The 18,323-nt window shown below is 69.9% G+C and carries 21 protein-coding genes and 1 riboswitch; of the genes, 13 read left to right on the forward strand and 8 right to left on the reverse strand.

Annotated elements, in window-relative coordinates:
- The first annotated feature begins 31 nt into the window (after nt 1-31).
- Genes EGT67_RS18600 through EGT67_RS18610 form a run of 3 tightly spaced genes read left to right on the forward strand, consistent with a single transcriptional unit; the run spans nt 32 to nt 3,560 of the window.
- Nucleotides 32-1,060 carry a winged helix-turn-helix transcriptional regulator gene (locus tag EGT67_RS18600; protein ID WP_241566114.1) on the forward strand — a complete coding sequence of 343 codons (1,029 nt, stop codon included), beginning with the start codon at nt 32-34 and terminating at the stop codon, nt 1,058-1,060.
- 44 nt (nt 1,061-1,104) lie between these two features.
- Entirely contained in the window at nt 1,105-2,772 is a 1,668-nt protein-coding gene (locus tag EGT67_RS18605; protein WP_127917577.1) for a class I adenylate-forming enzyme family protein, read from the forward strand.
- 47 nt (nt 2,773-2,819) lie between these two features.
- Complete coding sequence (locus EGT67_RS18610; RefSeq protein ID WP_127917578.1) at nt 2,820-3,560, forward strand: DsbA family oxidoreductase; 741 nt, start codon at nt 2,820-2,822, stop codon at nt 3,558-3,560.
- 1 nt (nt 3,561) lies between these two features.
- Here EGT67_RS18610 and EGT67_RS18615 read toward each other — a convergent pair whose 3' ends face one another.
- The 3 genes from EGT67_RS18615 to mhuD form a co-directional block, all read right to left on the reverse strand.
- A complete protein-coding gene (locus EGT67_RS18615) occupies nt 3,562-4,383 on the reverse strand; it encodes a CbtA family protein (RefSeq protein WP_127917579.1) in 822 nt (273 codons plus the stop codon).
- Complete coding sequence (locus EGT67_RS18620; protein WP_005515687.1) at nt 4,374-4,568, reverse strand: CbtB domain-containing protein; 195 nt, start codon at nt 4,566-4,568, stop codon at nt 4,374-4,376. Before EGT67_RS18620 ends, EGT67_RS18615 begins: the two co-directional genes overlap by 10 nt.
- 26 nt (nt 4,569-4,594) lie before the next feature.
- Nucleotides 4,595-4,712, reverse strand: a riboswitch (cobalamin riboswitch).
- A gap of 97 nt (nt 4,713-4,809) precedes the next feature.
- Nucleotides 4,810-5,124, reverse strand: coding sequence for a mycobilin-forming heme oxygenase MhuD (gene mhuD, locus EGT67_RS18625; RefSeq protein ID WP_127917580.1), 315 nt, complete (start codon nt 5,122-5,124; stop codon nt 4,810-4,812).
- Between the two features lie 25 nt (nt 5,125-5,149).
- Here mhuD and EGT67_RS18630 point away from each other — a divergent pair, with 25 nt between their 5' ends.
- On the forward strand, nt 5,150-5,929 hold the full coding sequence (locus EGT67_RS18630; protein ID WP_206612435.1) for an alpha/beta fold hydrolase: 780 nt from the start codon (nt 5,150-5,152) through the stop codon (nt 5,927-5,929).
- Between the two features lie 15 nt (nt 5,930-5,944).
- Here EGT67_RS18630 and EGT67_RS18635 read toward each other — a convergent pair whose 3' ends face one another.
- Entirely contained in the window at nt 5,945-6,823 is an 879-nt protein-coding gene (locus EGT67_RS18635) for an HhH-GPD family protein (RefSeq protein WP_127917582.1), read from the reverse strand.
- Nucleotides 6,824-6,923: 100 nt separating this feature from the next.
- On the opposite strand from EGT67_RS18635, the gene EGT67_RS18640 reads away from it, so the two are divergent.
- Nucleotides 6,924-7,550: a carbonic anhydrase gene (locus EGT67_RS18640; protein WP_127917583.1), complete on the forward strand. Its 627-nt coding sequence runs from the start codon at nt 6,924-6,926 to the stop codon at nt 7,548-7,550.
- Nucleotides 7,551-7,718: 168 nt separating this feature from the next.
- A complete protein-coding gene (locus EGT67_RS18645) occupies nt 7,719-8,420 on the forward strand; it encodes a hypothetical protein (RefSeq protein WP_127917584.1) in 702 nt (233 codons plus the stop codon).
- Nucleotides 8,421-8,435: 15 nt separating this feature from the next.
- On the opposite strand, the gene disA is transcribed toward EGT67_RS18645, so the two are convergent.
- Entirely contained in the window at nt 8,436-9,521 is a 1,086-nt protein-coding gene (gene disA, locus EGT67_RS18650) for a DNA integrity scanning diadenylate cyclase DisA (protein WP_127917585.1), read from the reverse strand.
- A gap of 116 nt (nt 9,522-9,637) precedes the next feature.
- Here disA and EGT67_RS18655 point away from each other — a divergent pair, with 116 nt between their 5' ends.
- Nucleotides 9,638-10,198, forward strand: a complete 561-nt coding sequence (locus tag EGT67_RS18655; protein WP_127917586.1) for a PaaI family thioesterase — start codon at nt 9,638-9,640, stop codon at nt 10,196-10,198.
- A 3-nt stretch (nt 10,199-10,201) separates the two neighbouring features.
- Here the strand turns inward: EGT67_RS18655 and radA are convergent, their stop codons facing one another.
- Together radA and EGT67_RS18665 are read right to left on the reverse strand one after the other, a co-directional pair.
- Entirely contained in the window at nt 10,202-11,590 is a 1,389-nt protein-coding gene (gene radA, locus EGT67_RS18660; RefSeq protein WP_127917587.1) for a DNA repair protein RadA, read from the reverse strand.
- 97 nt (nt 11,591-11,687) lie between these two features.
- Nucleotides 11,688-12,284 carry a copper chaperone PCu(A)C domain-containing protein gene (locus EGT67_RS18665; protein WP_127917588.1) on the reverse strand — a complete coding sequence of 199 codons (597 nt, stop codon included), beginning with the start codon at nt 12,282-12,284 and terminating at the stop codon, nt 11,688-11,690.
- A gap of 297 nt (nt 12,285-12,581) precedes the next feature.
- Between EGT67_RS18665 and carD the strand changes: the two genes are divergently transcribed.
- From carD to rlmB, 5 genes are read left to right on the forward strand one after another with little or no spacing between them, the layout of a single operon-like run.
- Nucleotides 12,582-13,070 carry an RNA polymerase-binding transcription factor CarD gene (gene carD, locus EGT67_RS18670; protein WP_127917589.1) on the forward strand — a complete coding sequence of 163 codons (489 nt, stop codon included), beginning with the start codon at nt 12,582-12,584 and terminating at the stop codon, nt 13,068-13,070.
- A 2-nt stretch (nt 13,071-13,072) separates the two neighbouring features.
- Complete coding sequence (gene ispD, locus EGT67_RS18675) at nt 13,073-13,756, forward strand: 2-C-methyl-D-erythritol 4-phosphate cytidylyltransferase (protein WP_127917590.1); 684 nt, start codon at nt 13,073-13,075, stop codon at nt 13,754-13,756.
- Nucleotides 13,757-13,800: 44 nt separating this feature from the next.
- Nucleotides 13,801-14,277, forward strand: coding sequence for a 2-C-methyl-D-erythritol 2,4-cyclodiphosphate synthase (ispF, locus tag EGT67_RS18680; RefSeq protein ID WP_127917591.1), 477 nt, complete (start codon nt 13,801-13,803; stop codon nt 14,275-14,277).
- Nucleotides 14,278-14,288: 11 nt separating this feature from the next.
- Nucleotides 14,289-15,698 carry a cysteine--tRNA ligase gene (gene cysS, locus EGT67_RS18685; RefSeq protein WP_127917592.1) on the forward strand — a complete coding sequence of 470 codons (1,410 nt, stop codon included), beginning with the start codon at nt 14,289-14,291 and terminating at the stop codon, nt 15,696-15,698.
- Entirely contained in the window at nt 15,698-16,663 is a 966-nt protein-coding gene (gene rlmB, locus EGT67_RS18690; protein ID WP_127917593.1) for a 23S rRNA (guanosine(2251)-2'-O)-methyltransferase RlmB, read from the forward strand. The genes cysS and rlmB overlap by 1 nt, the downstream gene beginning before the upstream one ends.
- A gap of 15 nt (nt 16,664-16,678) precedes the next feature.
- Here the strand turns inward: rlmB and EGT67_RS18695 are convergent, their stop codons facing one another.
- On the reverse strand, nt 16,679-17,542 hold the full coding sequence (locus EGT67_RS18695; RefSeq protein ID WP_164877603.1) for a 5-oxoprolinase subunit C family protein: 864 nt from the start codon (nt 17,540-17,542) through the stop codon (nt 16,679-16,681).
- A 45-nt stretch (nt 17,543-17,587) separates the two neighbouring features.
- Between EGT67_RS18695 and EGT67_RS18700 the strand changes: the two genes are divergently transcribed.
- Nucleotides 17,588-18,277: a ZIP family metal transporter gene (locus EGT67_RS18700; RefSeq protein ID WP_127917594.1), complete on the forward strand. Its 690-nt coding sequence runs from the start codon at nt 17,588-17,590 to the stop codon at nt 18,275-18,277.
- Nucleotides 18,278-18,323 lie beyond the last annotated feature (46 nt).

Genomic DNA, 18,323 nt, shown 5'->3' on the forward strand with positions numbered 1-18,323 from the left:
CCCGCCAGTGGCGAGGGGGAGAGGTCTGGTCGTGCGTGGGGGCAGTGGTGTACTCGAGCCCGGAGGCGACAACGCGCTGGCGATCGCCTTCGGTGTCCTGGGCGACGAATGGAACCTGTGGATCCTCGGCAAGGCGTTGGAGGGCACCCGGCGGTACCGGGATTGGGCCGGGAGCGGCGAGATCTCGAATTCGGTTCTGACGGGCCGACTCGCACGCCTGGTGGAGGTCGGACTGCTCGAGAAGGTTGCCATTCCACCGGGGTCGATGCGGGCGGAGTACCTGTTGACCGACTGCGGGCGGGCGGTGTGGCCCGTCCTGGCGACGATGTGGTCGTGGGAGCGTCGCTGGGCACCGGACGGCCGGGCCGGGCAACTGCGGATGCGGCATGCCGCCTGCGGCGCCGAGTTCACGCCGGTCATGGCGTGTGCGGGGTGTCGTCGACCCGCCGGCTTCGAGGATGTCGTGACCAGCGTCGGCCCGAGCGGAGGTTCCCGGCGCAGCGTGCCCGCGGCGTCGAGTCGCCGGCGCTCGGGTGGGACGCGTAGGCCGTCCCATCTGCCCCACACGATGGAGTTGCTCGGCAACAGATGGTCCGTCGCCCTGCTGGGTGCGGCATCGTTCGGCGCGATGCGGTTCGGGGAATTCCGCGAGTGGACCGGGGCCTCCTCGGCGATCGTGGCGGATCGGCTCCGGAGTTTCACCGATCTCGGGGTGCTGAGCGAGCGCCCCGTGCCGGGGCGTGCGGGCCGTGTCACGTACCACCTCACCGGGAAGGGACGGGACTTCTTCCCGGTCGTGATGCACATGATCGAGTGGGGACAGTGGTGGTTCCGGGCCCCGGAGGGCAGCGCCGTGCTGGCCCGTCACGGGTCGTGCTCGGGATCGTTCTCGCCGCGCCTGGTGTGTGGCGAGTGCGCCGGGTTGCTGCAGGCCCGGGAGATTTCCATCGATTCTCCCCAGCCTTCGGCCGAGGTCGATTTCGACTGGTTGTCGGGACCGGGTCGCGCCGAGGTAACAGTTCGTGGTAGATCTAGTGATCTAGATCACACCGCTAACTGAAGTGACGACGGTCGGGGCGTCGGATCTACCTCAAGGGAGGGCACATGGGGAGCCTGAAGCTTCACCCTCGGATCCGCATCGACGAGTACACCGCCTCGGGGGAGTGGACTCGGGAAACGGTTCAGCAACTGTTCGCCGATCGCGTCCGGGAGCGGGGATCCCAGCTCGCCGTGGTCGATCCCGTCGACAAGGCCGAATACGTCGACGGGTTGCCGCGCCGGGTCACCTGGGCCGAGCTCGCCATCGAGGTCGACCGCCTCGCGGCGGTCCTCCTCGGGGCCGGGGTGCGGGCGGGCGACGTCGTCGGTGTCCAGTTGCCGAACACCGTCGAGCAGGTCGTCGTCTTCCTGGCGTCGTGGCGGATCGGTGCGATGGTCTCGCCGCTGCCGGTGCACTCGGTGGAGTCCGAGATCGTGGACGTGTGCAACGAGGCGTGCGTCGGCGCCTTCGTCACTGCGGGACGAATCGGTTCGAATTCTGTTGCTGCGCGGGTGATGTCGGTGCGTTCGCAGATCCCCACGCTGCGCACGGTGCTCAGCTACGGCGTCGGTGTCCCCGACGGCGTCGTGCGCATCGGGCACGCGGCTCCCAGCTCGGCCGATGCCGAGCGGGTCGCCGCTCATGTCGCCGCTCACGTCGCCGATCCCAACGACTGCATCGCGATCTGCTGGACGGCGGGTACGGGGGGAGCCCCGAAGGGCGTGCCGCACGCTCACTACGAATCACTCAGCCTGGCAAGGGTGGTCGTCGATGCCGCGCATCTGACCGCCGCCGACGTCATGCTCAATCCCTTCCCGATGATGACCGCAGCCGGGATCACCGGCACCCTGCTCCCCTGGTTGACGGTCGGATGCGTGTTGGTGCAGCACCAACCGTTCGATCTCGGAGTGTTCCTGCACCAGCTCGCCGAGGAAAAGGTCACCTACACGGCCTGCCGGCCGGCGGTGCTCGCCGCGATCGATCATCGCGACGCGCCCGCCGTCGACCTGTCGACGGTCACCCGCATCGGGGTCGGGTCGGCGCCCCTGGCACCGGGAACCGTGCAGACGTGGAAGGACCGCTACGGCGTCGAACTGGTCGGCTACTTCGGCACCATCGAGGGTGTGAGCCTGCTGGCGGAACCGGTGTCGGCGGCGGATCCGGACCGGCGGGCGCTGCTGTACCCGCGGAACCCGGGCGACTCCCAGGTCAAGCTCGTCGATCCCGAGACCGGTGCGGCGATCGTGGACCGGGGCGTCGTGGGCGAGCTGCGGGTCAAGGGGCCGACGGTGTTCGCCGGCTACCTCAATCCGGCCCGCGATCGAGACCCGTTCGATGCGGACGGTTTCCTCGAGACCGGTGAGTTGTTCGTGATCGACGGACCCTGGGACGGCTACCTCCGGTACGTCGACCGGGCCGCGGATCTCATCGTCCACGACGGTGTGCCGATCGGATCGATGGAACTCGAGATGCTGATCGCCGAGCATCCGTCCGTCGTGGAGGCGGCGGTGGTCGGCTGTCCGGACCAGGCTTCCGGTGAGCGCGTCGTCGCCGTCGTGTCGTGTCGCCCCGGTTCGGTGCTCAGCCTGGAGGAGCTCGCGGAGTTCCTCGCGGCCCGTGGCGTCGCCCCGGTCGAGATCCCGCAGCGGCTCGTCATCTCCCGGGGGCTGCCCCGCAATCACGCCTGCAACGTCCCCAAGAGGCTGCTGCGTGAGGAGCTCGGCCGCGGTTGACGGCGGCCCGGAACGTGCGTGGGATCGGCGTGTGTTCGAATGCCCTTGTGAGCATCGAGAGCAACGCCAGCGTCCAGTCCGGAACCGATCTGCCCGCCGTCCTCATCGAGGTGTGGTCGGACATCGCCTGCCCGTGGTGCTACGTCGGGAAGCGTCGTTTCTCTGCTGCGCTCGCCGAATTCCCTCAGCGTGAACGTGTTTCGGTGGTCTGGCGGTCGTACCAGCTCGCTCCCGACACCCCGGTCGGGGCGCAGCGGAGCCAGCTCGAGCTCGTCGGCGAGCGCCGGGGCGTGCCGGTCGAGGAGGCGCGGGAGCTCTACCAGCACGTCGCCCGCGTGGCCGCGGAGGACGGTGTGACCATGGATGTCGACGCCATCATCGCGGCCAACACCTTCGACGCGCACCGGCTGCTGCACCTGGCGGGGGTGCATCGGGACGAGCTGCTCGAGGGGCTGTTCCGGGGATACTTCACCGAGGGCAAGGCGCTCGACGACCGCGCCGTGCTGGTCGAGATCGCGGCCGCCGCCGGTCTGGACCCGGCCAAGGCGGCCGCGGCGCTGGACGGCGATGCCGGGGTCGACCTGGTGCGCGCGGACATCGAGACGGCCCGGCAACTTCAGGTGTCGGGCGTGCCGTTCTTCGTCGCGAACCGGCGCCTGGCGGTGTCGGGTGCGCAGCCGAAGGACGTCTTCGCGGAACTGCTGCGTCAGGCGTTCGAGCACGCGGACGGCGCTGCAGCCCTCGGCGGGGAGGCCGAGGGCTGCACCGACGATTCGTGCGCGGTCTGAGCTAGCGGATCGCGCGCCGGCCGGCGCGTTCGGTGAGGAACGCGAACGCCAGCCCCAGCGCGAGCCACAGCGCTGCCTGGGTTGCGAGCGACGAGATGCGGAACTGCCACAGCAGGGTGGCGGGGAAGTCCTCGCCCACCTCGTCGATCCCGGGCAGCGCGATGTAGCCCACGGCGACCACCACGAGGAACGCCGCGATCTGCCCGATCAGGCGGGCGGACACCAGTTCCTGACTGCGCAGGACCCGTCCGACGTAGACGGCCGCCGCGACGGAAAGTAGTCCCAGGATCACCGATGCGAGCCACAGCAGGGTTCGCTCGTTGATCGTGTCCGGATCGCCCACCGCCGGCGGGTTGGCGGGGTACTTGAAGAACGGCACGGCTTCGATTGCGAGCCAACCGCATCCGGCCACCACGATGGCGAGGAGGGGGCCCGCCATCGTGGTGAACCGGCGTGCGTAGTGCACGACGACGGCGAAGATCGCTCCCAGCGCCAGGCCGGCGAGCGTCGTCGCGAGGAACAGACCGAACCGCTGCCCGGCGCGGCTCACGAGGGCGTCGTCGCCGTGTGAGTGCCCCTCGGATTCCTCGGTGGCGGTCGCGTCGTGGTCGTGGGGTGCGGTCTCGGTTTCGCCTGCGTGATGGTCCGGTTCGGCCGGTGCGGCGGCGGACTCCTCGATCTCGATCGCCGCCTGCACGTGCGGTTCGCCGAGCGTGAACGCGACGACGCCGCCCAGGAGACCGGCGATCAGGCCGGCCAGCAGGCCGCGGAGGAGGAGGGTCTCGAGGCTGTCGGTGCTCGTCGTCAGTGTTTTCAATGGCACGGCAGACCCAGCAGGTGCCGACCGTCATGCATCAGTTCGTGCATGTACATGCCACTGCGGGAGATTGCGCCCTGGTCGAATCCGACCAGGTAGAGGGCGAGCATGGCGAGCAGTACGACTGCCGCGGCGATGAGTGCGACAGCGGCCGAGTCGGCCGACTTGTCGGGTGAATAGGCGATTGCCATCGGTGCCTCCTGGGATTTCGCGTCCCTGTTGGGTTCATGCGATGGCCGGGTGTCTGGCTCTCGAGGGCGGACCCTCGAACACAGTGGCGCGACCGCTCCGGAATGACACCGGATTACCGTCGGACCATCGCTTCTGTCGAGCGAACTTTGACACCCCACAGGTCACGGTGTCAATCGGTGATCGACACCGTGACCGAAAAGTCCGGCGTCGGGACTGCATGCCCGAACCGGATGTGGTGGATCAGGATTCGGACGATGCCGCCACGTCGAGCACGACCTCGAACTCGAGCAGCGACGCGCCGCTCGCGACCGGCTTCGCGCGCTCGCCGGCGTGCGCCTCGCGGGCCGGGCCGCTCGCCCACGCCTGGAACGCCTCGTCGGACTCCCACTGCGTCACCACGAAGTAGCGGTTGTCACCCTTCACCGGGCGCAGGAGCTGGAACCCGAGGAATCCGGGGGAGTTCTCCACCGCGTGAGCACGGTTCGCGAACCGCTTCTCCAGTTCGGGGCCGGCGCCCTCGGGCACCTCGATTGCATTGATCTTCACGACTGCCATGGACGCGAGGGTACTCCGGCCGCGCATGTCCTCCCGGGGATCGCGGGCGTCGGCTACCGTCGATCTCGTGTTGCACGACGAGGGTGGGACCGGGCGGCCGATACTGCTGCTGCACGGGTTGATGGGCAGTGCGCGGACCTGGTCGCGCCACGTGACGTGGCTGCGCGACCACGGCCACGTCTACACGTTCGACGCGGCCGGGCACGGCCGACCGATCGACGGCGACCCGACGACGGAACTGTTCGTCGCGGACCTCGCCGCGGCACTGTCCGAACTCGACGAACCCGTCACCGTGATCGGCCATTCGATGGGTGCGCTGCACGCGTGGTGCTTCGCCGCCGCCCATCCGGAGCGGGTGCGGGCGCTCGTGCTCGAGGACATGGCACCGGACTTCCGTGGACGCACCGCGAAGGATTGGGCGGCAATGGTTTCCGCGTGGCCGCAGCCGTTCCCCACCGAGGAGTCGGTGCTGGACTACTTCGGGGAGGTCGCCGGCCGCTATTTCCTCGATTCGTTCGAGCGGCGGGCCGACGGCTGGTACCTGCACGGCAACGTCGAGACGTTCCGTGACATCTCGGAGGAATGGGGCACCCGTGACTTCTGGGGTCAGTGGGAGGCCGTGCGCGCGCCCGCGCTGCTGATCGAGGGGGAGTTCACGATCACCCCGGAGGGGCAGATGCGGCGCATGCTCGAGGGTCACGACGCCCGCTACGTGTGGGTTGCGCAGGCCGGGCATCTCGTCCACGACGACCAGCCCGAGCGGTACCGCGACGCCGTCGAGGAGTTCCTGAAGTCGCTCGGGTGAGCGCGGGCGTGGCCGTCAGCTGCCCTCGCCCGCCAGCGCGAACAGGCCGTCCTCGGTCTGCTCGATCAACCCGTCCACCAGCAGCGAATCCAGGGCGCGGTCCCGCTGGCCCGGGTCGCTGAGCCACACCAGATCGAGTTGTGCGCGTTCCACCGGGTGCGCGCTGCCGCGCAGCACGTCCATCAGCTTCCCGCGGACCTGGCGGTCGGTGCCCGCGAACTTCTGCACCTTGCGGGGTTCGCCGGTGTACGCGGGCCGGCCCGCCTCCACCCACGTGCAGCGCGGCAGCGGGCAGGCGTCGCAGTCCGGGGTGCGGGCCGTGCACACGGTCGCACCGAGTTCCATCAGCGCCGCCGAGAACCGCGCCGCGCGTTCTCGCGTGCGGGGCAGCAGCGCTTCGACATCGGCCATGTCGCGCTTGTTCGACGGATTGCCCTGATCGGCGCGGCCGTGGACGGCCCGGGCGACGACCCGTCGAACATTGGTGTCCACCACGGGAACTCGTTGGCCGTAGGCGAAGCACGCCACCGCCCGTGCGGTGTAGTCGCCGATGCCGGGCAGGCTCAGCAGGACATCGACGTCGGCGGGGACGACGTCGCCGTGCTCGGCCGCCAGGACACCCGCGCACTCGTGCAGGCGCAGCGCCCGCCTCGGGTATCCGAGCTTGCCCCACGCCCGCAGGACGTCGGCCTGGCTCGACGCCGCCATCAGCGACGGCACCGGCCAGCGGCGCACCCATTCCTTCCAGATCGGGGCGACCCGGACGACCGGCGTCTGCTGCAGCATGATCTCGCTCATCAGGATGTGCCAGGCCGTCACGCCGTCGCGTCGCCACGGCAGATCCCGGGCCTGTTCGCCGTACCACCGCAGCAACGCCGAACTGTCCACCGACATCGAAATTCTCACCCTTCTCCGTGCACCGCTACGGCATTCGTCACAGGAATCTCGGCGATCCGGCTGATACAGCCGGTGGTCGAGGGTGCACAATTGCCCCATGCCCAATTCCAACCCGATCTCCGCTTGGAAAGCCCTCAAGCAGGGTAACGAGCGTTTCGTCAGCGGTACCCCGCTGCATCCGAGCCAGGGTATTGCCGACCGCGCGAAGTTGGTCGATGCCCAGCATCCGACTGCGGTGATCTTCGGCTGCGGCGACTCCCGGGTCGCCGCCGAGATCATCTTCGACCAGGGCCTCGGCGACACGTTCGTCGTCCGCACCGCCGGTCACGTGATCGACAGCGCCGTCCTCGGCTCCATCGAGTACGCCGTCGCGGTCCTAGGCGTCCCGCTCGTCGTCGTGTTCGGTCACGACAACTGCGGTGCGGTCAAGGCCTCGATCGATGCCCTCGACACCGGGGCCATCCCCGCCGGATTCATCCGCGACGTCGTCGAGCGGGTCTCGCCGTCGATCCTGATGGGTCGCCGTGAGGGTCTGACCACCGTCGATGAGCTCGAGGGACGGCACGTGGTCGAGACGGGTGCACTGCTGATGCAGCGGTCGCGGATCATCTCCGAGGCCGTCGAGGCCGGCAAGTGCGCCATCGTCGGCGTCACCTACAAGCTGTCCGACGGTGACATCAAGCTGCAGAGCGTCGTCGGTGACGTCGGCGAAACCGTCGACTGACCTTCCGTCGAGTCAACCCCGGAGCGGTGCGTCCGCTCCGGGGTTGCTTGCTTCGGCGCCCGGCCGGGTGTGATCGGTGCCTCCTGATACACGATCCGGCGGCCCCGGTGGAGCGACACACCGAGGCTGCTGAGGCGGGGACCGGGCGGGGGGAATTACGGTTGACTCGTGCTTGAGCCGAACGGACCGTTGCCCCCCGAGATCTACTGGCGTCGGCGTGCCGTCGCCTTGGGCGTGATCGTCGTGGTCGTCGTGTTGGTCGTGTGGATCATCGCGTCCGTTCGCGGCGGTGACGACGCCCCCGAGTCCGCGGCCGCGGCCGCGACGTCGGAGCTCACCGAACCGACTGCCTCCGGCGCGCCGTCGTCCGAATCGGGCGACGAGTCGGGGGCGTCGGCCAGTGGGGCGGGTGGGGCGAGCGGATCGTCCGCCGCGGGCACCTCGGCGACGACGGCCACGAGCACCGGCGCGGCCACCGCGCAGTGCGCCGACCAGTCGCTCGCGGTCAAGGCCACCCCCGATCAGCCGCAGTACAGGATCGGTGACGAGCCCAGCTTCACGATCGCGATCACCAACATCGGGACCAGCAAGTGCGAGCGTGACCTGGGGTCGGCCATGCAGCAGGCGCTCGTCTACACCCTCGACGGGAACAAGCGGTTGTGGTCGAACGTCGACTGCTACCCGAGCGCCGACCCCGCGGTGCAGGTCCTCGAGCCGGGTGGCCAGGCGCGGTTCACCGTCAAGTGGTCGGGCAAGACGTCGGAGCCCGGATGCGCCGCCCCGCGGAACCAGGTCCCCCCCGGCGGCTACACGGTGATCGCCCAGCTCGGCGGGCTGCGCAGCGCGCCGGAGCCGTTCAACTTCGCCTGACGGCCGGTCGCGGTCCTAGTCGTAGGGTCCGCTGATCGAGGCCTCGGCGAGCCGCGAGAGGCCTTCGCGGATGTGGCGTGCCCACAACCCGCCGATACCGTCCACGGACTGCAGATCCCCGGCGGTGGCCGCCAGCAGGCCTTGCAGCGTGCCGAACGAATTGACCAGCCGGTGGATCTGCATGAACTGCAGTCGGGGCACCCGGGTGAGGACGCGGTAGCCGCGCGGGCTCATCGGCGCGTCGAGCGCCTCGATGGTGCCCGGATATCCGAAGGCGCGGGCCAGCGTCGTCAGGTCGAGCAGGTCGCCGTCGGTGAGCTTGTCGACGGCCGCGAGGGTGCTGTCGACCGCCGCCGACGATGCGGGCTCGGAGCCGGCCAGGTAGTCGCGCACCACCAGCTGGCGCATCGTGTCGTTGTCGCCGACGAGCTCCTCGAGCTGCAGCGCGAGCTGCCGACCGTCGGTGCCCAGCTCGAGCACGTCCTGCTCGATCTCCACCGACACGCGGCGCACCATCTCGAGTCGCTGCACCACCGTGAGCGCGTCGCGCAGCGTCACGAAGTCCTCGATCTCGACGACGGACAGCTGTCGGGTCACCTCGTCGAGCCGCGACTTGTAGCGCTCGAGCGTCGCGACGGCCTGGTTGGCCCGCGACAGGATGGTCGCCGACCCGTCGACGACGTGCCGGATCCCGCCGACGTACACGCTGACGATGCTCATCGACTGGCTCACCGACACGACCGGGAATCCGGTCTGGATCGCGGTGCGCTCGGCGGCACGGTGCCGGGTGCCGGACTCGACGGTGGGGATCTTGTGGTCGGGCACCAACTGCACGTTGGCTCGCACGATCCGGGTGCCGTCGGTGGAGAGCACCACGGCGCCGTCCATCTTCGACAGCTCGCGCAGGCGGGTCGGCGCGAACTCGACGTCGAGTTCGAATCCGCCGTCGCACAGTTCCTCGACCTGGTCGTCGTACCCGAGGACGATCAGCGCACCGGTGCGGCCGCGGAGGATGCGCTCGAGCGCGTCGCGCAGGGCCGTTCCGGGGGCGAGGCGAGCGATCGTTTCACGGAGCACGGCCGAAGGCGCAGCGTCGTTCATCGCGAAATCCCCCCTCGTGCGGTTGGTGTCTCCGGTCGGAATCCGATTGAGTCCGAGGTCACATCTGGCCGAGCCGCATTCGGGCCACGGTCGGGCCGTCTCTACATTACCTAGTTGTGAGCAGTACTTGGACCTTGCCCGATGACCTCGTTCTTCCGGAGGTGCCGGAGTGGTACCCGGCTCCCGGTGAGCCGCTCCCGCAGCACTGGTCCAAGTGCTTCGGCTGTGGTGACGACCAGCCCGCCGGCATGGCGATGAGTTTCCAGGCCGCCGACAAGCTGTCCGTCACGGGTCGGCTCGAGGTGGCCAAGCGCTACCAGGGCGGCCCGGGCGTGATCCACGGCGGCATCCTGTCCACCGCGTTCGACGAGGTGCAGGGCATGGCGTGCATGGTGCTCGGCGGCCCCGTCGTCACCGCGCATCTCGAGATCGACTTCGCGCGGCCCATCCCGCTGGGCGCGGTGCTCGAGTTCCGGGCGCGCATCGAGGGCACGGTCCGCCGCAAGGCGTACACGACGTCGGAGGCGTTCATCGTCGAGGGGCCGGGCACCGACCCCGACACCGCCGTCGCGACGTCGCGGGGCCTGTTCCTGACCGTCAATCCGGAGCACTTCGCGCCGACGGCGGCGTTCGTCGACGGCGATGCCACGTCGCCGTTCGGCACGTCGGCGGTCTGACGCTCACCGAAGATTCAACGCCCGCAAGGCATCTCCGACGTTCGACACCTCGACCGGACGGATGCCCTTCGGGAGATCCCCGGAGTCGACCGGCACCACCGCGCGGGTGAAGCCCAGCCGCGCGGCCTCGGCGACCCTCCGGCCGACGCCGGACACCCGCCGGACCTCGCCGGCCAACCCGACCTCGCCGAGCACGACGGTTCCGGTCGGGATGGGCCGGTCCTTGCCGGCGGACGCGACCGCGACGGCCAGCGCCAGGTCGCACGACGGGTCCGTCATCCGCATCCCGCCGACCGTCGCGGCGTAGACCTCCCGGTCGGACAGTTTGATGCCGTGACGGCGCTCGAGGACCGCCAGCACCATCGACACCCGCGCCGAGTCGAGCCCGCTCACCGCTCGGCGCGGTGACGGGTTGTGGGTGGGCGCGACGAGCGCCTGCACCTCGCCCAGCAGCGGCCGCTTGCCGTCCATGGTGACCGTGACGGCCGTGCCGGACACCTCGTCGGTGCGATGGTGCAGGAACAGCCCCGACGGGTCGCTGACGCCGACGATGCCGTCCTCGCGCAGTTCGAAGCAGCCCACCTCGTCGGCCGCGCCGAACCGGTTCTTGATGCCGCGGATCATCCGGAGGGACGAGTGCTTGTCGCCCTCGAAGTGCAGGACCACGTCCACCAGGTGTTCGAGCGAGCGGGGGCCGGCGACCGCACCGTCCTTGGTGACGTGGCCGATCAGCAGGACCGGCACGCCGCTGGCCTTCGCGAGCGACGTCAGCGCGCTGGTGATGGCCCGCACCTGCGTCACGCCGCCGACGACGCCGTCGACGTCCGCCGCGAGCATGGTCTGCACCGAGTCGACGATCAGCAGCGTGGGCCGGACCTGCTCGACGTGCCCGAGAACCGTCGCGAGATCCGATTCGGCGGCCAGGTAGACCCGTTCGTGCACGGCGCCGGTCCGGTCGGCGCGCAGCCGGACCTGGCCGGCCGATTCCTCGCCGGTGACGTACAGCGAGCGATCGTCGGGCCCGCGCGACGCCCACCGGTGCACGACCTCGAGCAGCAGCGTCGACTTGCCGACGCCCGGCTCGCCGGCGAGCAGCACCACCGAGCCGGGTACGACGCCGCCGCCGAGCACGCGATCGAGTTCGTCCACGCCGGTGGCCTTGGCGCGGGTGGCCGTGCCGTCGATCTGGGTGATCGGGGCCGCCGGAGTGGTCGGCAGCACCGCGGCGGCGCCGCTACGGGCCAGTGAGGCGCCCGGACGGGCCGCCACAGCGGTGAGGACGGGCGCCTCGTCCATCGAGCCCCACGTGCCGCACTCGGGGCAGCGGCCCACCCATTTGGCCACCGTGTGCTGACACGACGAACATCGGAAGCTCGACTTAGGTTTTGCCACGCGGGCAGCCTAGTGAGCCCGACCGACAGAAGAGCCCGGGCGACGGTGTCGCCCGGGCTCTTCCGGAAAGGCGGTGGATCTCGAGGATCCGCGGGATCTAGTGACCCTCGGACACGACCGGGGACTTGTCCGACTCGTGGCGCTCGGTCTCGTGGCCGGCGTCGACCGGGACCTGCACGACGACGTCGCCGGCGTTCTGGAACGTGAAGGTGACCGGGAAGGTCAGGCCCGGGCGGACGCCCTCACGGATGTCCTCGAGGGTGACGTCGATCAGGCTGACGGTCTCGGGCGCCTCCTCGGGAACCGAGACGTCCGGGTTGCCGGCGCCGAGGGAGGTCTGCGGCTTGATCTCGCGGGTGCCGTCCTTCTCGTCGATGGTGACGGAGCCGGCGTAGTCGGTCTTGATGCCGGTCAGCTTGTCCGTCGCGTGCTCGCTGAGGTTGACAGCGGTGAAGGCGAGCTGCGCGTTGCCGCCCGGCTCGATGCTGTACTCCTCGGAGTTCGGGTAGACGACGTGCACGTTGCGCAGCGCGATGTCCCCGCTCGTCGCCTGGTTGCCGTTCACCGCAGCGACCTGAGTGGCCGTCTGCGAGATCTGACCTGCGCCGCACGCGGACAGCACGAGCGTCGCGCCGGCAGCGAGGGCGACAGCGGTGGCGACTCGACGAGTCGGCGACGCATTGAGAGCAGTCACGGGTTGTCCTCCATGGGTCAGGTTCACAATCCACTAGGCAGAGTAGTAGTCAGCCTCGAGGGGCCGTCCGCTGGGTACTCGTAACGAGGTCGTGTCAGGTGCACAACGGTTGTCCGCGTGCGGGTTCGGGCGCGCTCCGGGGGTTGTCGAACCGGTGGTCGGGGCGGCCCGAAATGCACGGTTGACGCGTCCTGTCAAGCCCTGAGCTCAGGCAAGGATGCCCCTGACCTGCACCGTTGATGGGACGATCGTTTGGTCACGTGTTAAACTCGGAAGATCGAAAGGGGCACGGGACAGATGATTTTCAAGGTCGGAGACACCGTCGTATACCCCCATCACGGCGCGGCGCTGATCGAAGCGATCGAAACCCGCACCATCAAGGGTGAACAGAAGGAATACCTCGTTCTGAAGGTCGCTCAGGGTGATCTCACCGTCCGCGTTCCCGCGGAGAATGCCGAGTACGTCGGCGTGCGTGACGTGGTCGGCCAGGAGGGTCTCGACAAGGTGTTCCAGGTGCTTCGTGCGCCGCACACCGAGGAACCGACGAACTGGTCTCGCCGCTACAAGGCGAACCTCGAGAAGTTGGCCTCGGGTGACGTGAACAAGGTCGCCGAGGTCGTGCGTGACCTCTGGCGGCGTGAGCAGGACCGCGGTCTGTCCGCGGGCGAGAAGCGAATGCTGGCCAAGGCCCGGCAGATCCTCGTGGGTGAGCTCGCACTGGCGGAAGGCACCGACGACGCCAAGGCCGAGACCATCCTCGACGAGGTCCTGGCCGCAGCCTCCTGACAGTGAGCGAGAACCGAGGACCGGTCGTCGCGCTGGTCCCTGCTGCCGGACGCGGTGTCCGGCTGGGCGAGTCCGTTCCGAAGGCGTTCGTCGAGCTCGCCGGGCGCAGCATGCTGCGCCGGGCCGTCGACGGGCTGCTCGAGTCCGGCGTGGTGGACACGGTCGTCGTGATCGTGCCCGAGGACCTCGTCGACGCCGCGCGGGCGGATCTGCCCGACGACGTCGTGGTGGTCGTCGGCGGCGCGGAACGGGCCGATTCGGTTCGGGCCGGACTCGCCGCCGCGACCGGCGCCGAGCTGGTGCTCGTGCACGACGCGGCCCGCGCGCTCACGCCTCCGACGCTGATCGCGCGGATCGTGGCGGAACTGCATGCCGGACGCACCGCGGTCATCCCGGTGCTGCCGGTGAGCGACACCATCAAGACCGTCGACGTCCTCGGTGCCGTGACCGGTACCCCACCGCGTTCGGAGCTGCGGGCGGTGCAGACGCCGCAGGGCTTCGACGCCAATCTCCTCCGCCGCGCGTACCAGGACGTCGACGGCGACGCGACCGACGACGCCGGACTGGTCGAGCGGCTCGGGGAGCGGGTCCGCACCATCGTCGGCGAACCCGAGGCATTCAAGATCACGACACCATGGGATCTCGCCCTGGCCCGGATTCTGCTCGGGCAGGCGGGAACCGAGTAGACCCGGGCAGGTCCGGGCAGATCCGAGGATAGGGAGTTCCGAGCGTGCGAGTCGGAATCGGCACCGACGTCCATCCCATCGAGCCTGGCCGTCCGTGCTGGATGGCGGGCTTGTTGTTCGAGGACGCCGACGGCTGCGCCGGGCATTCCGACGGCGACGTTGCGTCCCACGCGTTGTGCGACGCGCTGCTGTCGGCGGCGGGACTCGGTGACCTGGGCTCGGTGTTCGGCACCGGCCGCCCGGAGTGGGACGGCGTGAGCGGTGTGCGGATGCTCACTGAGGTCCGGCGGCTGCTGGGCGACGCCGGATACGTCGTCGGCAACGCGTCGGTGCAGGTCATCGGCAATCGACCGAAGATCGGTCCACGTCGCGAGGAGGCCCAGCGGGTGCTGTCCGACGTGCTCGGTGCGCCGGTGTCGGTGTCGGCCACCACGACGGACGGCCTTGGCCTCACCGGTCGCGGCGAGGGCATCGCCGCAGTGGCGACCGCGCTGATCATCCCCGCTGATAGCGACCGGTAGAATCGCTCGTCGTGACCCTGCGCCTATACGACACCGTGACACGGGCTCCGCGTGACTTCGTCCCGCTGACCCCCGGACATGCCTCGGTGTACCTGTGTGGCGCCACCGTCCAGGGCGAACCCCACATCGGCCACGTGCGCAGCGGTGTCGCGTTCGATGTGCTGCGCCGCTGGTTGCTCGCGCACGACTACGACGTCGCGTTCGTGCGGAACGTCACCGACATCGACGACAAGATCCTGGGCAAGGCCGCCGAGGCGGGCCGCCCGTGGTGGGAGTGGGCCGCGACGTTCGAGCGGTCGTTCGACTGGGCGTACCAGCAGCTCGGTGTGCTGCCGCCGTCGGTGGAGCCGCGCGCGACCGGGCACGTCACGCAGATGGTCGAGATGATGCAGCGGCTCATCGACAACGGCCATGCGTACGCGTCCGGCGGCGACGTCTACTTCGACGTCCGGAGTTTCCCCGAGTACGGGCGGCTGTCCGGGCACAAACTCGACGACGTCCATCAGGGCGAGAGCGCCGGTGCCGGCAAGCGGGATCCGCGGGACTTCACGCTGTGGAAGGCCGCGAAGCCCGGCGAGCCGTCGTGGCCCACCCCGTGGGGTCCGGGCCGGCCCGGCTGGCACCTCGAGTGCTCCGCGATGGCGGTGTTCTACCTCGGTCAGGCGTTCGACATCCATTGCGGCGGACTGGATCTGGTCTTCCCGCACCACGAGAACGAGATCGCGCAGGCCAAGTGCGCGGGCGACGACTTCGCGCAGTACTGGCTGCACAACGGCTGGGTCACCAAGTCGGGCGAGAAGATGTCGAAGTCGCTCGGCAACGTGCTCTCGGTGCCGAATGTGCTCAAACTCGTTCGCCCGCAGGAACTTCGGTACTACCTCGGTAGTGCGCACTACCGGTCGATGCTCGAGTACTCCGAGGAGGCCCTGCAGGAGGCCGCAGCCGGATACCGGCGATGCGAGTCGTTCGTCATGCGGACGGTCGAGCGGGCCGGTGACGTCCAGGTCGGCAAGTGGACCGAGGAGTTCGCGGCCGCGCTCGACGACGACCTGAACGTGCCGGCGGCGCTCGCGGAGATCCACGGCCGGGTGCGCGAGGGCAACATCGCGCTCGAGTCCGGCGACGCCGACGGTGCCCGCACACTGGCCGGCCAGGTCCGGGCGATGCTCGGGATCCTGGGGGTGGATCCGCTGGACGAGCAGTGGACCGCCGCATCGGACAACACGGTGGCCATGGGCGCGCTCGACGTGCTCGTGCAGGCCGAACTCGACCGGCGCCAGCAGGCCCGGGCCGACAAGAACTGGGCGGTGGCCGACGAGGTCCGCGACCGGTTGGCCGCGGCGGGCATCGCCGTGACCGACACTCCGAGCGGACCCGAGTGGTCGCTCGAGCAAGCTTCTTCCAACGAATCGGGTAAGTGATGGCGGGTAATTCGAGCAGGCGCGGTGCGATCCGCAAGGGTGGCACCAAGAAGGGCCAGGTCGTCGGATCCGGCGGCAAGCGCAGCAAGGGCCTCGAGGGCCGCGGTGCCACGCCGCCGGCCGAGGCCCGGACCAAGCATCCCGCGGCGAAGAAGGCGCGCGCCGCCGCCCGCGCCACGGAGCAGCGCCAGCAGCAGCGTGTCGCCGCGATCCGTCGCGCCGAGGACTCCCCGGAGATGGTGCTCGGACGCAACCCCGTCGTCGAGTGCCTGCGTGCGGGCGTGCCCGCGACGGCGCTGTACGTGGCGGTGGGCGCGGAGACCGACGACCGTCTCAAGGAGTCGGTGCAGCGGGCCGCGGACGAGGGGATCTCGATCCTCGAGGTGCCGCGCACCGACCTCGATCGCATGAGTGCCAACGGCATGCACCAGGGCATCGCGCTCCAGGTGCCGCCGTACCGGTATGCGCATCCGGACGACCTGCTCACCGCGGCCCGTACCCGGCAGGAGCCCGCACTGCTCGTGGCGCTCGACAACATCACCGATCCGCGAAACCTCGGCGCCGTGGTGCGTTCGGTGGCGGCGTTCGGCGGTCACGGTGTGGTCATCCCGCAGCGTCGTAGTGCCAGCGTCACGGCGGTCGCATGGCGCACCAGTGCCGGCGCCGCCGCTCGGCTGCCCGTCGCTCGTGCGACGAATCTGACCCGCACCCTGAAGGATTGGCAGTCCAAGGGCGTCCAGGTCGTCGGCCTCGACGCGGGCGGCGACACGAGCCTCGACACCTACGAGGGCACCGGTCCGGTCGTGATCGTCGTCGGCTCCGAGGGCAAGGGCCTGTCCCGTCTGGTCCGCGAGACGTGCGACTCGATCCTCAGCATCCCGATGGCCGGTGAGGTGGAGTCGCTCAACGCGTCCGTCGCCGCGGGCGTCGTGCTGTCCGAGATCGCGCGCCAGCGGCGCGGCTGATCGACCCGGCCGAGGTCACAGCACCTTCCGGAACCTGATCCGACATCCCGGTCGCAGCTGAGCTGCGGCCGGGATGTCGTCTTCGAGGACCACGGCGATCACCGGGTAGCCGCCCGTCACCGGGTGGTCCGTGAGGAACAGCACCGGCATGCCGTTCGGCGGGACCTGCAGGGCGCCCGTCACCATGCCCTCGCTGGCCAGTTCGCCCCGGTGCGCGCGGTGCAGCGGCCCCGGGCCCTCGAGACGCGCGCCGACGCGGTCCGTGTCGGTGGTGACCGTCCATGTCTGCCGGACGAGAGCGGTCCGGGACGCCGGGGTGAACCAGTCGTCGCGCGGGCCCAGGCGGATGCGCAGTTCGACCGTGTCCGCGGCCGGTGCCGGCGGGGGGATGAACTCCTCGATCGGCCACTCGCCGTGCAGCTGCCCGACCGGCAGCCGATCCCGGTCGCGGAGCGGTTCGGGTCCGATTCCGGAGAGGGTGTCGGTGGCGCGGCTGCCGAGGACGGCGGGGACGTCGATGCCGCCGCGAACCGCGAGATAGGTCCGCAGTCCGGCGGACGCGATCCCCAGGGCGATCTCGTCGCCGTCCCGGAGGTGCAGCGTCGAGTAGAGCGGTCGCGGTGTCCCGTTCACGGTGAGGGGCGTGGGGGCGCCGGTGACCGCGATCGTCGCCGGGCCGATCGCGCGGGCCCGGAGACCGCCCAACGTCATCTCGAGGGTGGCCGCCGACGGATCGTTGCCGACGAGTCGGTTGGCGCTGTCGTGCGCGACGATGTCGGCCGCGCCCGAGACGCCGACCCCGAGCGCCGCGTTCCCGGCACGCCCACGGTCCTGGACCGTGGTGCGTGCGCCGGCACGTGAGACTTCGAGCCATGCCATGTGTCGATTGTGTCCGATCGGCTCCGTGGTGACTACGATCGGCCGATGCTGACAGCTGCGCTGTACGGTCTGGGAACGGCTCTGCCGCTGTTGTTCGGTGCGTGGGTGGGTCTGCGCTACGACCTGCCGCGCCCGTTGTTGGCCGCGCTCATGGCATTCGGTGCGGGCACGATGGTGGCGGCGGTGTCGTCGGAACTCTTCGCGCCCGCGTTCGCGATCGAGGGTGTGTGGGTCGCGGGGGCGTCGCTGCTCGCTGGGGCGGTCGTGTACGTCGTGGCCGACCACCTGATCGAGAACAAGCTCGGTCCGGCCGCACTGGGGTGGGCGTTGATGCTCGGCGCGCTGCTCGACGGGATCCCCGAGAACACCGCGCTGGGCGTCTCGCTGGCGGGCGGCGGGGGAGTGGTGTTGTTGGTGGCCGTCGCGGTCGGCAACGTCCCCGAGGCCGTCGCGGGTGCGGCGTCGATGCGCAAGCAGCCGGGATTCGATGCGCGTAAGGCGTTGTGGGTGTGGGCGATCACGGCCGTCGTGCTGGTGCTGGTGGTGGTGGCCGCGAACGCCGTCTCCGACACCATCCCGGACAGCCGCATCGCGGTGATCCAGGCGTTCGCGGGCGGCGCGACCATTGCGGTGCTTGCCGATTCGCTCATGCCCGAGGCGTACCGCGAGGGCGGGTGGTGGGTGGGGATCTCCACGGCACTGGGGTTCCTCGTCGCCTTCGCGCTGGGCGCCTGACCCGCGTTCTGCGCACTTGTCGTCCCCTCCTTCGGCCGGTGGCCGC

This window comes from Prescottella agglutinans, assembly GCF_004011865.1.
Classification (GTDB): domain Bacteria; phylum Actinomycetota; class Actinomycetes; order Mycobacteriales; family Mycobacteriaceae; genus Prescottella; species Prescottella agglutinans.